General features: G+C 63.1%; 13 protein-coding genes and 2 tRNA genes. 9 read left to right on the forward strand and 6 right to left on the reverse strand.

What is annotated here, in order from left to right:
• Nucleotides 1–79 precede the first annotated feature (79 nt).
• Nucleotides 80–865, reverse strand: a complete 786-nt coding sequence (locus M2267_RS00740; protein WP_429111913.1) for a YdcF family protein — start codon at nt 863–865, stop codon at nt 80–82.
• Nucleotides 866–924: 59 nt separating this feature from the next.
• Between M2267_RS00740 and M2267_RS00745 the strand changes: the two genes are divergently transcribed.
• Nucleotides 925–1,365 carry a hypothetical protein gene (locus tag M2267_RS00745; protein WP_156133953.1) on the forward strand — a complete coding sequence of 147 codons (441 nt, stop codon included), beginning with the start codon at nt 925–927 and terminating at the stop codon, nt 1,363–1,365.
• Between the two features lie 31 nt (nt 1,366–1,396).
• Here the strand turns inward: M2267_RS00745 and M2267_RS00750 are convergent.
• Both M2267_RS00750 and M2267_RS00755 read right to left on the reverse strand, forming a co-directional pair.
• Nucleotides 1,397–1,472, reverse strand: a tRNA-Ala gene (locus tag M2267_RS00750).
• A 200-nt stretch (nt 1,473–1,672) separates the two neighbouring features.
• Entirely contained in the window at nt 1,673–2,065 is a 393-nt protein-coding gene (locus tag M2267_RS00755) for a TIGR02300 family protein (protein WP_043611865.1), read from the reverse strand.
• A gap of 298 nt (nt 2,066–2,363) precedes the next feature.
• On the opposite strand from M2267_RS00755, the gene aroA reads away from it, so the two are divergent.
• From aroA to rpsA, 4 genes are all read left to right on the forward strand, one after another.
• Complete coding sequence (gene aroA / locus M2267_RS00760; protein ID WP_429111914.1) at nt 2,364–3,710, forward strand: 3-phosphoshikimate 1-carboxyvinyltransferase; 1,347 nt, start codon at nt 2,364–2,366, stop codon at nt 3,708–3,710.
• Nucleotides 3,711–3,727: 17 nt separating this feature from the next.
• Nucleotides 3,728–4,540 (forward strand): hypothetical protein, encoded by an 813-nt coding sequence (locus M2267_RS00765; RefSeq protein ID WP_429111916.1) that lies wholly within the window; start codon nt 3,728–3,730, stop codon nt 4,538–4,540.
• Entirely contained in the window at nt 4,537–5,175 is a 639-nt protein-coding gene (cmk, locus tag M2267_RS00770; RefSeq protein WP_402323627.1) for a (d)CMP kinase, read from the forward strand. The genes M2267_RS00765 and cmk overlap by 4 nt, the downstream gene beginning before the upstream one ends.
• Before the next feature lie 148 nt (nt 5,176–5,323).
• The gene (rpsA, locus tag M2267_RS00775) at nt 5,324–7,048 is read left to right on the forward strand and encodes a 30S ribosomal protein S1 (RefSeq protein WP_082005877.1); all 1,725 of its coding nucleotides are present in this window, start codon (nt 5,324–5,326) and stop codon (nt 7,046–7,048) included.
• 163 nt (nt 7,049–7,211) lie between these two features.
• Here rpsA and M2267_RS00780 read toward each other — a convergent pair whose 3' ends face one another.
• Nucleotides 7,212–8,804, reverse strand: a complete 1,593-nt coding sequence (locus tag M2267_RS00780) for a hypothetical protein (RefSeq protein WP_429111917.1) — start codon at nt 8,802–8,804, stop codon at nt 7,212–7,214.
• Between the two features lie 343 nt (nt 8,805–9,147).
• Between M2267_RS00780 and M2267_RS00785 the strand changes: the two genes are divergently transcribed.
• Nucleotides 9,148–9,489, forward strand: a complete 342-nt coding sequence (locus tag M2267_RS00785) for a DUF6665 family protein (RefSeq protein ID WP_429111918.1) — start codon at nt 9,148–9,150, stop codon at nt 9,487–9,489.
• Here the strand turns inward: M2267_RS00785 and M2267_RS00790 are convergent.
• Both M2267_RS00790 and M2267_RS00795 read right to left on the reverse strand, forming a co-directional pair.
• A complete protein-coding gene (locus M2267_RS00790; RefSeq protein WP_429111919.1) occupies nt 9,478–10,236 on the reverse strand; it encodes a hypothetical protein in 759 nt (252 codons plus the stop codon). The genes M2267_RS00785 and M2267_RS00790 overlap by 12 nt on opposite strands.
• A gap of 227 nt (nt 10,237–10,463) precedes the next feature.
• Nucleotides 10,464–10,988: a BA14K family protein gene (locus tag M2267_RS00795; protein ID WP_429111920.1), complete on the reverse strand. Its 525-nt coding sequence runs from the start codon at nt 10,986–10,988 to the stop codon at nt 10,464–10,466.
• A gap of 224 nt (nt 10,989–11,212) precedes the next feature.
• On the opposite strand from M2267_RS00795, the gene M2267_RS00800 reads away from it, so the two are divergent.
• The 3 genes from M2267_RS00800 (at nt 11,213) to M2267_RS00810 (ending at nt 14,039) form a co-directional block, all read left to right on the forward strand.
• A complete protein-coding gene (locus tag M2267_RS00800; RefSeq protein WP_429113011.1) occupies nt 11,213–12,640 on the forward strand; it encodes a phosphomannomutase in 1,428 nt (475 codons plus the stop codon).
• A gap of 77 nt (nt 12,641–12,717) precedes the next feature.
• Nucleotides 12,718–12,804 (forward strand) — tRNA-Leu (locus M2267_RS00805).
• Between the two features lie 281 nt (nt 12,805–13,085).
• Nucleotides 13,086–14,039: an adenylate/guanylate cyclase domain-containing protein gene (locus M2267_RS00810; RefSeq protein ID WP_429111922.1), complete on the forward strand. Its 954-nt coding sequence runs from the start codon at nt 13,086–13,088 to the stop codon at nt 14,037–14,039.
• Nucleotides 14,040–14,042: the final 3 nt, after the last annotated feature.

The following is a 14,042-nucleotide window of genomic DNA, read 5'->3' on the forward strand; positions in this document are numbered from 1 at the left end:
CCGCAGATCATTAGCGCACCGCCAGGATGAAGTCAGGGGGCGAACTGCCATTTGCAGCAGTGGGGCATGTCATGGCTTCCTATCGCGGCAGCACGGCCTGGGTGCGGCCGAGCAGGTAATAGGCAACAAGCCCGGTCCATTCCTTGGCGGCCGTCGTCGTCAGCTGCGCGTTCAGCGAAGGCTGGGTGAAATCGAAGCCAAGGCGCACCTTGCCGCTGGTGCGGTAGTCGGTCGGCCAGGGCAGCACATCGATGTCGTTGGCGCGGAAGAGCCCGACGGAGCGCGGCATATGATAGGCCGAGGTCACGAGCGCGCACTGTGAAAGTCCGTTTGCCGCCAGCAGGTCCTTGGTGTAGCGCGCGTTCTCGAAGGTGGTGCGCGAATCTTCCTCGCGGATCACCCGATCCGCGGCGATCCCGAAGATGTCGAAGAACGCCTTGGAGGCCAGCGCATCGCCCTCGTAGGCGCCGCTGATCGAACCGTCGCCGCCGGAGACGAGGATCCGCGCTTCGGGATAGCGCTTGGCAAGGCTCGCGGTCTCGATGAAGCGGTCTGCCGCCTGGTTGAGTTCCGTGCCGCCACGGCTCGCCATGACTTCGTTTTCGAAGGCGCCGCCGAGCACGATGATGCAGGAGAGCGCCGTCGGCGGTGTCGGGCGCGCAAATCGATCCTCGAGCGCTTGCAGCGCATAGGGGCCTATGGTGGTGAACAGGCTGAGGAAAAGCACCAGCGCGCCGAGGCTGCCGAGAACGGCGCCGATGCGGCGCCAGCCGATGGCCGTCGCAAGCAGCCCGGCGATGACGGCAAGCAGCGAGAACGACAGCGGCTGCGCGATGAGCCAGAAGATTTTCGAGATCAGAAACATGGCACCAGCTTCTGCGTTCCGCTGCTTAACAAATCATGAATGCATGGCGGCGCGGGCAGATGGCGCGCGCGAAACGGCTGTTCGCGTTCGCGCAAGCTAGCGCATGCATCCTGTTCATCCGAACGTTGCGCGGGCGGCTCCGGCCACCACTTTCATTTGAAGCCGAAAGGAGTATCATCCCCGAGATGACCACGATAGCCGGCTTCCGATCGCAGCTGTTTCGTGCCGCCAACGAGGTTCATGACCTCACCCCGCTGCAGGCACAGCGCTTGCTTGAAGGCGCAGTGGCGCTGATCCGCTGCATGCGCGAGCAGACAGGCATGGAGCCGAACACCGAAGCGCCGGACGTAACCAACATCCTTCTGGATATCGCCGGTTCCATCCCCAGCCGGTCCGAACGCGAAATCCGCAACGCCCTGCTTGAGTCGGCCGACATCATCCGCCTCTTGACGATGATCCTGGATTCGCTGGACGAAATGGCAGCGGACGAAGGTCCGTGAGGACCGGTACTGATCAATCGGAGGAAGGATTTGGTGGAGCTAAGCGGGATCGAACCGCTGACCTCTTGCATGCCATGCAAGCGCTCTCCCAGCTGAGCTATAGCCCCATATCGGGTTCCGGCTAGGCCGGTCCGGGAAGCTCGTCGGGCTGTTGTGCTCGGCGAGTGGCGGCTTATTACTTCCCCTTTTTGAGGATGGCAAGCCGAAAAATGCGTGGCCTGTGGATTTATTTTTTGTCCGGGCCATTTTTCTCCCGTCCGGGCCACTTTGGCCGAGGACGGGAGCATTTCTTTGTCATTTGAAGCGCTTAGACGTCTTCTTCGTCGTCCGACACGCCGATGAGGTCGCTCATGTCGTCGTCGTCGTCTTCGTCGTCGGTCTGCAGGAAGGTGTCGTCATCGTCGTCGCCGTCGATTTCGACGTCGTCGTCGCCGAGATCCGGCAGGTCGTCGCCGCCGGCTGCCTCATCATCGGCATCCTCGAGCGAAACGAGTTCGACTTCGGTGTTCTCTGCATCGACTTCCGTTACGTCTTCTTCTTCTTCCTTCTCGAGCACCTTGGCGACCGAGGTTTCTTCGAAGAAGGACAGCGGATAGGACTTGCCGGTGTAGGGCGAAACGATCGGATCACTGTTCAGATCGTAGAATTTGCGCCCCGTTTCCGGGTCGATGCGCTTTGTTCCAAGTTCCGGTTTTGCCACAGTCAAAGCCTCTTGAATGGCCGGCCGAGCCGGCGCTTGCCGGAAAGCCGGCGGGTGGAAAGGGTATCAAGCTTATGATGATTAGCCGGTCCCCATAATCGTCTTGACCGCATCTGTCAAAGACAAATCGCCAAAGCCCCGGCGTTGCCGGCTTTCCGGCCCTTGCCGCCTCCTGTGGCGATCTCCCTGCGGCCGCGATTTATGGAACACGCAGCAGGGGTTGTGATAGGAGTGCTGCGGAACGGGCGCGGTTGCGCCTTTCGCCAAGAGCGCCCTTTTTCGGGCCAGAGGATGCCGCATGTCTCATGGATCGGGCCCGAGACCCGCCACCGCCCGAAAGTCCGCCGACCTGCGCGGGTCGATCCGCATTCCCGGCGACAAGTCGATCTCGCACCGGGCGCTGATGCTGGGTGGGCTTGCTGGCGGCGAAACGCGCATTACGGGCCTTTTAGAAGGCGCGGACGTGCTGGCCACCGGCCGCGCGATGCAGGCCATGGGGGCCCGCATCCGCAAGGAGGGCAACACCTTTGTCGTCGATGGCGTCGGCAACGGCGCGCTGCTCGCGCCGGAGGCGCCGCTCGATTTCGGCAATGCCGGCACGGGCTGCCGTCTGGTGATGGGGCTGGCGGGCGTCTATGACTTCGATACGACATTCGTTGGCGATGCCTCGCTCAGCCGCCGGCCGATGGCGCGGGTTCTCGACCCCTTGCGCGAAATGGGCGTGCAGGTGAGGGCGGCCGCAGGCGATCGCCTGCCGGTGACCCTTCGCGGACCGAAGACGCCGACGCCGATCGCCTACCGGGTGCCGGTCGCCTCCGCCCAGGCGAAGTCGGCGGTGCTGCTCGCCGGTCTCAACGCGCCCGGCATCACCACCGTCGTCGAACCGGTCATGACGCGCGATCACACGGAACGGATGCTGCAGGCTTTTGGCGCTGCACTCTCTGTCGAGACCGAGATCAGCGGCGTCCGTACGATCCGCCTCGAAGGTCGAGGCAAGCTTATCGGCCAGGAGATCGACGTGCCCGGCGATCCTTCGTCGGCGGCTTTCCCACTGGTCGCAGCCCTGATCGTTCCGGGCTCCGACATCACGATCACCAGCGTGCTGATGAACCCGACGCGCACGGGCCTGATCCTGACGCTTCAGGAGATGGGCGGGGATATCGAGGTGATCGACAGCAGCCAGGTTGGCGGGGAAGACGTGGCGGATCTGCGCGTACGGCATTCCGAACTGAGCGGCGTCACGGTTCCTGAAGAGCGCGCCGCCTCGATGATCGACGAGTACCCGGCTCTCGCCATCGCCGCCGCCTTTGCCGAGGGTAAGACCGTCATGACCGGCCTCGACGAACTGCGGGTAAAGGAGTCCGATCGTCTCGCCGCCATCACTGCAGGCCTGACGCTCAATGGCGTCGAATGCGAGGAGGGGGCTTCTTCGCTGATGGTGCGCGGCCGTCGCGACGGCAAGGGGCTCGGAAACGCAGCTGGTGCATCGGTCAAGACCCATCTCGATCACCGCATCGCCATGAGCTTCCTGGTTCTTGGACTTGCATCCGAACATCCGGTCACCGTCGATGACGTGTCGATGATCGCGACAAGCTTTCCTGGCTTCATGGACCTGATGGCCGGTCTCGGCGCGAGCATCGCGTGAGGTCCACGACGCTGGCAGTGACAATAAGGTGGCTGCTGACGCTTGCGGCCGTTGTGCTTCTGACCCTGCTGACGCAGATCGGCGGCGCCGTCTGGCTCGTCACGCGTGTGCTCTTGTGCCGAAGGAGGGCGGGCGTTGCCGTGTTCCTCGCGCTCTTTCTCGGCCTCTATGCGGCAGGGACCGCGCTTAGCTATGCCGTTGCGCCGATCTTCGGCCGCGTTCCTCTGCCCTGTTTCGACGACGGCACGTTGCGGCTGAAGATGCAGTCGCCGCTCTTCTGCGTCCTGAACCGCCAATATGTCGTTCCGGAACTGAAGGAAGCGGCCGCTGCTCTGTCGCGCCACATGGATCAGGCGTTCCCCGGAACGACCACCTTGGCGCTCGACGCCAACTTTCCGTTCTTTGACGGTTTTCCGCTTTTCCCGCATCTCTCCCATTCGGACGGACGGAAGCTCGATGTCGCATTCTTCTATCAGGACGCCAAGGGCAGCTATAAGGATAGGGCGACCCGCTCGCCGATCGGCTATTTCGCCTTCGAGCAGCCGAGAGCGGAGAGCATTCTCCCGTGCCGGGATCGCGAAGACCTCTTGACCTTGCGCTGGGACTTGGACTTCTTGCAGTCGCTGTGGCAGCCCTTGCCGCTGGAGGAAGGCCGAACCGCAGAGGCGCTCCGCTGGCTCTCGGGCGAGGGGAGCGGTTTCGGCATCGAGAAGATTTTCGTGGAGCCGCATCTGGCGCAGCGAGTTGGCGTCGAAGCGGAGTCCATTCGGTTTCAGGGTTGCCGGGCCGCCAGGCACGACGACCATATACATATGCAGGTTGGAAAATGACGTTCACCATCGCCATCGACGGACCGGCCGCAGCCGGCAAGGGCACGCTCTCGCGCCGCATCGCCGAGGAATACGGCTTCCATCATCTCGATACGGGGCTGACCTATCGCGCCACCGCCAAAGCACTGCTCGATGCCGGCCTGCCGCTCGACGACGAGGCGGTCGCCGAGAAGGTGGCGCGCGAGGTCGAACTGGCAGGCCTCGATCGCTCGGTGCTTTCCGCCCACGCGATCGGCGAGGCGGCCTCGAAGATCGCGGTCATGCCGGCCGTGCGCCGGGCGCTGGTCGAGGCGCAGCAGGCTTTTTCGCTGCGCGAGCCCGGCACGGTACTCGACGGCCGCGACATCGGCACGGTCGTCTGCCCGGATGCGCCGGTAAAACTCTATGTCACCGCCTCGCCGGAAGTGCGGGCCAGGCGTCGCTACGACGAGATCATCGGCAATGGCCAACCGGCCGACTACCAGGCGATTTTCGAGGATGTGAAGAAGCGCGACGAGCGCGACATGGGGCGTGCCGACAGTCCTTTGCGTCCGGCCGAGGATGCGCACTTGCTTGATACGTCCGAAATGAGTATAGAGGCGGCGTTTCAGGCCGCGAAGACTTTGATCGAGGCGGCCCTGATCAAGAAGATCTGAAGAAGAGCCCATCCCAGACACTGTCAGGATCGCCCTTCTTGCATAAGCCTGAAATTCCGTCCACGCGCCGGATTGCTCCTTCAAATGGAGCGGACTGGGTTCAGGCCTGTTCAACACCAGCCCCCGGCGCATGTGCGTCTCGAATGAGATGCATGCAGGAGATTCCATGTCTGCTACCAACCCTACCCGTGACGATTTCGCAGCGCTTCTCGAAGAATCCTTCGCGAAGACCGATCTCGCCGAAGGCTATGTCGCCAAGGGCATCGTTACGGCCATCGAAAAGGACGTCGCCGTTGTCGACGTCGGTCTGAAGGTCGAAGGCCGCATCGCTCTGAAGGAATTCGGCGCGAAGGCGAAGGACGGCTCGCTCAAGGTCGGCGACGAAGTCGAAGTCTACGTTGAGCGCATCGAAAACGCGCTCGGCGAAGCTGTTCTGTCGCGCGAAAAGGCTCGCCGCGAAGAAAGCTGGATGCGCCTGGAAGTGAAGTTCGAAGCCGGCGAACGCGTCGAAGGCATCATCTTCAACCAGGTCAAGGGTGGCTTCACCGTCGATCTCGACGGCGCCGTTGCCTTCCTTCCGCGCTCGCAGGTCGACATCCGTCCGATCCGCGACGTGACCCCGCTGATGCACAACCCGCAGCCCTTCGAAATCCTCAAGATGGACAAGCGCCGCGGCAACATCGTCGTATCGCGTCGTACCGTTCTCGAAGAATCCCGTGCCGAACAGCGTTCTGAAATCGTTCAGAACCTTGAAGAAGGCCAGGTTGTCGAAGGCGTCGTCAAGAACATCACCGATTACGGTGCGTTCGTCGACCTCGGCGGCATCGACGGTCTGCTCCATGTCACCGACATGGCATGGCGTCGCGTGAACCATCCGTCGGAGATCCTGAACATCGGCCAGCAGGTCAAGGTTCAGATCATCCGCATCAACCAGGAAACCCACCGCATCTCGCTCGGCATGAAGCAGCTCGAGTCGGATCCGTGGGATGGCATCGGTGCGAAGTACCCGGTCGGCAAGAAGATCTCCGGTACCGTCACGAACATCACCGACTACGGTGCGTTCGTCGAGCTGGAGCCGGGCATCGAAGGCCTGATCCACATCTCCGAAATGTCCTGGACCAAGAAGAACGTACACCCCGGCAAGATCCTGTCCACGAGCCAGGAAGTCGACGTTGTCGTTCTCGAAGTCGATCCGACCAAGCGTCGTATCTCGCTCGGCCTCAAGCAGACGCTCGAGAACCCGTGGCAGGCATTCGCGCATAGCCATCCGGCTGGCACCGAAGTCGAAGGCGAAGTCAAGAACAAGACCGAATTCGGCCTGTTCATCGGCCTCGACGGCGACGTTGACGGCATGGTTCACCTTTCCGACCTCGACTGGAACCGTCCGGGCGAGCAGGTCATCGAAGAGTTCAACAAGGGCGACGTCGTTCGCGCTGTTGTTCTCGACGTCGACGTCGAGAAGGAACGCATCTCGCTCGGCATCAAGCAGCTCGGCAAGGATGCAGTCGGCGACGCCGCTGCTTCGGGCGAACTGCGCAAGAACGCCGTTGTTTCGGCCGAAATCATCGCGATCAACGATGGCGGCATCGAAGTGAAGCTCGTCAACCACGAAGACATCACCTCGTTCATCCGCCGCGCTGACCTGTCGCGTGATCGTGACGAACAGCGTCCGGAGCGTTTCTCGGTTGGTCAGGTTGTCGACGCTCGCGTCACCAACTTCTCCAAGAAGGACCGCAAGATCCAGCTGTCGATCAAGGCTCTGGAAATCGCTGAAGAGAAGGAAGCCGTTGCTCAGTTCGGTTCGTCCGACTCGGGCGCTTCGCTCGGCGACATCCTCGGCGCGGCTCTGAAGAACCGCCAGAACAACGAGTAATCGTTGCCTGACGTTTGAATTGAAAAACCCGCGGAGAGCGATCTCCGCGGGTTTTTCTTTGTAGGCCCGAAGTGTGAAATCGGCGCGCAGCTTTGGGCGCGTCCAGGCCCGAGCCCGAGCCCAAGTCCAAGTCCAAGTCCAAGTCCAAGTCTGAGCCGGTGTCCTAACCGAGACCCCCGAGCCTGCGGTAAAGATCATAGGCGTCGGGCGTTTCCGGTGCCTCGTCCTCCGGCATGGCTTCGCCGGTCGGCTCTCCGTCTTCCGGATTTCCGTCGCTGCCCTCTTGTGCCGTTTCTTCCTCGCCCGTTGCCTCTTCGCCGGAGCCTCCAGGCATGCCGCGCGAATGGTCTTCGCCTTCCACCTCGCCCGCGTCCGTCGGATAGGGGATCATGGCGAAGGGGATGGCCTCACGCGGCAGGCCGTTTTCCACTAGCCTGGCGATCATCTGCTGCACCGTCTGTTCGTCCGTAGCGCGCTGTGGGCGAATGTCTGTGGTTGCGCGCGGCTGGGCCGTCTCCTCGGGGCGATCATCCAAGAGCGACGGCAAGCTCGTGTCTGCAGCCGTTGCGGTGTGCTGGCGGGCGGCGGCATCGGCGATGCGCGTGCCGGCGTCCCTGGCGGGCGTCTGGGATTGGGTGGCCGGTTCCTCAATCGGTTGCTGCGCCGCCGATCCGGGATCGCCATCGGCCGCGCCGGCAGCCAAGGCCACGCTGTCACGGATGAGCGTCTTGATCGCCTCGGAAAGCACGCGTGCCGGGCGCACCTCCGGATCGTTGCGACCGGCCGCAGTGGTCCTGTGGCCGTCTTCCTCGTCGGCATCGGGCAGCGGTCCGTAGGTGCCGTCGGGATCCTCGCCTTCGATCGTTTCGGCGGTCTCCGTCCCGTCGGCGCCGTGCGCGTCGAGCGGCGCTGCGGCACTGTCTTCGGCCGGGGCTTCTATCTCTCCATGCCCGGTCTCCCCGGATTGCAGGGCTTCCTCGGCCTCGGCCGTGGGGCCGGCCAGCGATGCGGCTTCCGCAATCTCGCCTTCGCCGGCAAGCAGGGCGGCAGCGCTCCCGATCGGCGTATCGCCCGACGAAGCGCTCTTCGCGCCGTTTGCGCGCGCGTCGCCTCGCTCCGCGGGCTTTTCGCTCCGGCCCTTCGACGACGCTTCGGTTCCGACCGTTTCCAGTTCCTCGCCCCGCGGCTCGGTCACATCGTTGCCAACGCCAAAGGTCTTGCGCAGCACCGCCTGTAGAAGGGCGACTTCACCGCCGAGCGGTGTGCGTGCGGCAGGCTGGCTCAAAGGCAGCGCTGGCTGGAGCGAGGGGTTGCGCAGAATGACGTCACGCGCCTGCGCCGGCATGGGTGTCGCAGTGCCGCCCGGCGTGTTCGTGCCGTTGCGGATGGCCGGCAGCTCCGCCAGCAGGCCGACGCGGATTGAAAGATTGCGCCCGCCGAGCTGCCGCTCCAAAAGCACCCGGTCGGACGTCGGCATGGATTCGAGGAAGGCGACCAGCCGCCGGACAAAATCGCGCCCACCTTCCTGCGGCAGTGGCGGGAATTTGAGGATGCGCGCCAGATCCTCCATCAGTCGCACCAGCGCGTCCTTCGAAAGGATCTCGCGACCGGACAGATGCCGTGTCAACGCATCGAGGATTTTCTGTATGGCTTCGCCACGCTGGCTGGCGGTCAACGGTGCTGCAGGCTGCAGCGTCCTTGCGGTCGTCTCATCTGTGCTGGTCGCGGTTCGGGCCGCCTGGATGGGTATCAGCATTCTGGTCTCCATCTCGCATGACCTCGGTTTGACCAATCGTCGTCGAGCGACGAAACGCGCTTGGGCGCGGTCCGACTTTTCGGCTTGCGCGCGACTTTCTGTTCATCACTTGCGGGTTGGCGCCTCATGCGCGTCGTGGCGAATGGCCAGACAGCCGCGGCTCGGCCGCGGGTAGGAGAATCGGCATGATGGTTTGAGATTAGGAGAAAGAGGTTTATGAATTCTTAACCATGTTTCGACGCCCCCGCCTGTCGCGGTCCGGCTTGCGGACGGGTCGGCAAAGCCTATCTTTTAAGGGGGCCTGCTCTGCAGGCTCGCACGCTGTCTGTGCCAGGAGTTTCGGATGACAGTCCGTCCCCCAAAAGCCCTAAGCCCGAGCTTCTCGACGGCTGGCGCCTTCAACGTGCTCGAATACGAATTGATGTCCGAGCGCGCCGATGCGCTCGGCCGGCATGGCCTCAAGGTCGAAAAGGCGCTCGCTGCACTTGCGGCATTAAAGGGAGATGCGGCGGCGGAGCTGCGCGAGCGGGTGCTCGACGAGGCGGCCGACGCCGTCTGGGCCTTTCTCATTCAGCGGGAGATCTGCGGCCTGCGCGACAGCCGCGATGTGGTGCGCCGCTACGGCGTACCCAAGGAGGTTATGGCGCGGCTCGGCATCGTGCGCCGAAAGTCGTCAGAGGCCTAGCGCAGCGAGCCTGTAGAGGCCGTTGTCATCGAAGCGCAGCAAGGATGGTCCGCCTGCTGTGCGCTGGTCGGCGACGTCTTCCATCTCGTCCTTGAGCTGGAGCGCCCGCAACTGTTGTTCCTCTTCGTCGAGCGATAGCTTGTCGGTTCTGCGGGTAGGGTCGCTGCGCAGGCTGTTGAGCTGGGCTTCCTCGGGCGACGCAGGCTCCGTCGCGCTCTTCAGGCGGTCGACGGCATTTGCGGCTTGTGCAGCGCTGTGAGGCCCCTTGTCGCTCGTTTCGCCGAGCGCAACCTTCAGTGCGTCGTTTTCCGGGCCGCGGGGGTTCTTGAGCGCCTCGACCAGCTCCGTAAGCGATAGTCCGAGCTTGTCGAGCCCCAGTTCTTCCTCGATTTTCGCAATGGCGGGCGATTCCAGCTGCTTCAGCTGGTTCTCGATTTCCCTTGCAAAGGCGGAATCGGACTTGAACGTTTCGCGCTCGATGCCGAAAAATTTTCCGACCTCACGGATGAGCACGGCGCGGTTGTTGTTGGCGTCGTTGCGAGCATGATCGAAGAAGTAGCCGTTAATCTTCTCGTTGGCGGCCTTTTGAGCGCCATCGGGCTCGACCTGCGCCCTTAAGAGCCGGTCGTCCTTTGTGCCCTTGGCCTTTTCCTCTTCCTCCGCCTGCCGCTTCTCGATGTCCCTGAGGATCGAGCCGACCAGATTGGTCGTCGCGGTGGCGGCAGATTGCTGGGTCGGAAGCAGCATGTTTCATCCTGGCAGCACGATGGATCGTTTCGAAACGGTAGGCCTTCGCGGTTAATGCCGGTTTAACTCGCGCTGCCGAGATGTTGGAGCACGCAAGAGCCGGCAATGGCGCGCAAAGCTTCCACCTCCCGCTGACGCGGGGCCAAAGGGGCGCAGGCGGCACGGCCAGGCCGGGCCTCGATCAGGGCGCTAGAGCGTCTCTTGCGCGTTCACTGGACGCACCGCCTCTAGCGGTAAGGCGAATAGCAGACCTTGTAGGCGCCACCGTAGCTTAAGAACCGGTTGGTTGCCGGATTGTAGGAACGGTAGCGCGACAGGCACCAGCTGACATGGGCATTGCCGCCACCGACATAGCGATCGCGATAGTAGGAGTTGCCGCCGTAGTAACGGCGGGGATAGTCGCGATAGTAGCCGTAACGGGGATAGTAGCCGTAGCGGGGATAGTAACCTCCGCCATAGTAACCGCTACCGTAGTAGCCGCCGGAGCCGAAATACAAGGTCAGGCCGGAGCCGCCATAATAAGGGCTACCCCATCCGCGTCTGTAGTAGGGGCCTCCCCAACCGCCGCGCCAGCCGTATCCGCCATATCCGCCGTAACGGCGGTGGTAATACTGCACATTCTGGACGTCGCCTTGTGCCTTGATCTGAAGGTCGGGCGCCTGAAGCGGCATCGCCTGCACAGGTCCGACGGGGGTGATCAGGGAGGCGGCGGCCAAGCTGCAGCCGATAACGAAATTGCGAAATCCCGTCATTTTGTCCTCGCTTTCGGAAAGCACTGCCTTCCGGTTGTGTCCCTGTCTGTATTACGTTTTCTTTTCTTGGTTTATTCATGGCAACGGGCAAGGAGCGCGTAGCGGAGAGCCACCGGATTTCCGTCCGTGCATCGTCTGGTCCAGAATGCGCCGGTCCGTGCCGCGCGTCACTGTAATATTTGCCCTGTCTTCTCCGGAGCTGGGCAACGGAGAATGCGATGCAGTTGAAGTTTGGTACCAGCGGCCTGCGTGGCCTTTCAGAGGAGCTGAAGGGTGAGCCTTCGGCTCGCTACGCGACCGCGTTTGCGCGCTATCTTCTGACGTCCGGACGCAGCCAGCCGGGTGATCCCATCGTGATCGCCCGCGATTTTCGCGATTCGAGCCCGGAGATCGCCGCGGTCTGCGCCTCGGCGCTTGCGCGCGAAGGGCTGCGCGTCTTTGATTGCGGCACGGTGCCGACGCCGGCGCTTGCGCTCTACGGCCGCGAATGCGGAGCGGCCGGCCTGATGATCACCGGCTCCCATATCCCGGCCGATCGCAACGGCATCAAGTTTTATCGGCCGGACGGCGAGATCGACAAGGAAGATGAAGTCGCCATCAGCCGGATTGCCGATGAAATCGCCGGGCAGGTCGCACCCGTCGCGGATCAGGGGATCGGTGAGGATCATGAGTCCCGCGCAGCCACGCTTTTCATGGAGCGGAACCGGCAGTTGTTGCCCGCCGGAGCGCTTGTCGGCCTCAAGGTCGGCGTCTACCAGCACAGCACCGTCGCCCGGGACCTTCTCGCCGAGCTGATCGCCTTCTTTGGCGCCGAGGTCGTCGCCCTTGGACGCTCGGAACACTTTATCCCGGTCGACACCGAAGCTGTGTCTGCTGAAACGATCGAACGGCTTCAGGAGTGGGCCCGCGAACACCGGCTCGACGCGATCGTATCGGCGGACGGTGACGGCGACCGACCGCTGGTCGCGGACGAGAACGGCGCGCCGTTGCGCGGCGATCTCCTCGGGTTGATTGCCTGCGGCTTCCTCGGTGCGACGCGGGCCGTTACGCCGGTCACGTCGAATTCCGGCCTGGAGCGCAGGGAAGGGCTCTCTGTGCTGCGCACCCGTGTCGGGTCGCCCTTCGTGATCGCTGGAATGCAGCAGGCGCTGGACGAAGGTTCGACCAAGGTCGCCGGCTTTGAGGCCAATGGCGGCACGCTGACGGCCAGCCCGTTCGTCGTCAACGGCGCAACCCTCCAGCCGCTACCCACCCGCGACTGTGTCCTGCCGATCGTCGCTGCACTGGCCGCGGCGGCAGAGGCCAAGCTCTCGCTGTCGGCGATGGCCGCATCCTATCGCCTTCCCGTGGCGGTCAGCGACCGGCTCGAAAACTTTCCGGTCGAAACCAGCGCCCGACTGATGGCCTATTTGCGCGGCGGTGACGAAAACCTCTCCGCATTTCTGGCGCCGATCGGCAAGCCGGCGAGCGTCAGCGATATTGACGGGCTGCGGGTGACGCTCGACGACGGTCGGATCATTCACTTCCGCCCCTCCGGAAATGCGCCAGAGATGCGCTGCTATGTCGAGGCGGATACGGTGGAGGCGGCCGAGCGGCTGCTTTCGAGCGGTCTATCCACAATCCGACATTGGGCAAAAACCGCCTCGAACTGAGTTTTTTGTCCTTCGACACGAAAACTTCAAAAAGCCTGTTGACACTTCGACTCGAGCCTTTTACACACCCGCTCGTCGCCCAGATGGCGGAATTGGTAGACGCGCCAGCTTCAGGTGCTGGTACTCGAAAGGGTGTGGAGGTTCGAGTCCTCTTCTGGGCACCAAATTCCCAAACCAAATCTTTGATTTGGTTTTGAAAAACCCCGGTTCGCCGGGGTTTTTTCGTTTCTGGCCTGTGGCCGGATTCCGCGACGATTTCCTGCCTTCCAGTCCGCACTTTTCGACCAGTATGGTTGCATGCTCGGGATATTTTCGCGCGGTGCGCCTTGAAGCTTGGGTCGGCAGCATTGATATTCTATCGGCAATGAAAGGGCAGGCTTTCCGAGCGGGGGGCGGCGCCCATGTTATCGTCCGCCGGGGCGGCGGCTTTGAGGAGGACGAAGCGATGACTGAGACACGTCGCAAGCTGACGACCATATTCTCCGCGGACGTCCAGGACTACACGCGGCTGATGCGCGCCGACGAGGAAGGCACGCTCGCCACGTTGAAGCGCCACCGCGATGCCATGGGACGGCTCATCGAGGCGCACGAGGGCCGTGTCGTCAACACCTGGGGCGATGGGCTGATCGCCGAGTTTCCGAGCGTCGTGGAGGCGCTGCGCACCGCGATCGACGTGCAGAACGAACTTGCGGGCTGCAACGAGAAATGCGCGGCCGACGAGCAGATGCTGTTTCGCATCGGCATCAATCTCGGCGACGTGATCGCCGAGGGCGACGATCTCTATGGCGATGGCGTCAACGTGGCAGCCAGGCTGCAGGCGTCCGCGCCGGCTGGCGGCATCGTCATCTCCAACACCGTGTACGACCAGGTACGCAACAAGGTCGCTGTCGGTTTCGATTTTCTGGGACCTCTTGAGGTAAAGAACATCGATGGCGGCGTGCCGAGCTATGCCGTGCGGATCGGCACGGACGATCCCCGTCCGGCCCTTGCCGCCGAAACCTTCGGCCGTCGCGTTGAAGCCGCCGCTCCGGAAGCGGCCCAACCGCGCCCTGAGCCGGAACCCGTGGGCGTGATTGCGGCGATCAGGAGCGGATCGCTCCCGGTCCTCTGCATCGTTGCTGCGGGATTGGTCGCTCTCAACCTTTTGACCTGGAACGGAACCTTTTGGTCCGTCTGGCCGCTGCTTGGCCTCGCCATCCTGGCCGGCCTTGCCTGGATCAAGGCCAACTCGTGGGTGGATCGCAGCATCGGCATGCTGGTGCTCTCGGGATTGGTGCTTCTCACCATCAATCTCTTGACCTGGCGCGGCGTCTTCTGGGCCGTCTGGCCACTGCTCGCCTTTGCCGTGGTCGGAGGCATCCGCTGGGTCACGCGGCAGGGCCGCAGCCTCGGTTCCTGACGC

Source organism: Ensifer sp. KUDG1, assembly GCF_050434285.1.
GTDB lineage: Bacteria > Pseudomonadota > Alphaproteobacteria > Rhizobiales > Rhizobiaceae > Ensifer.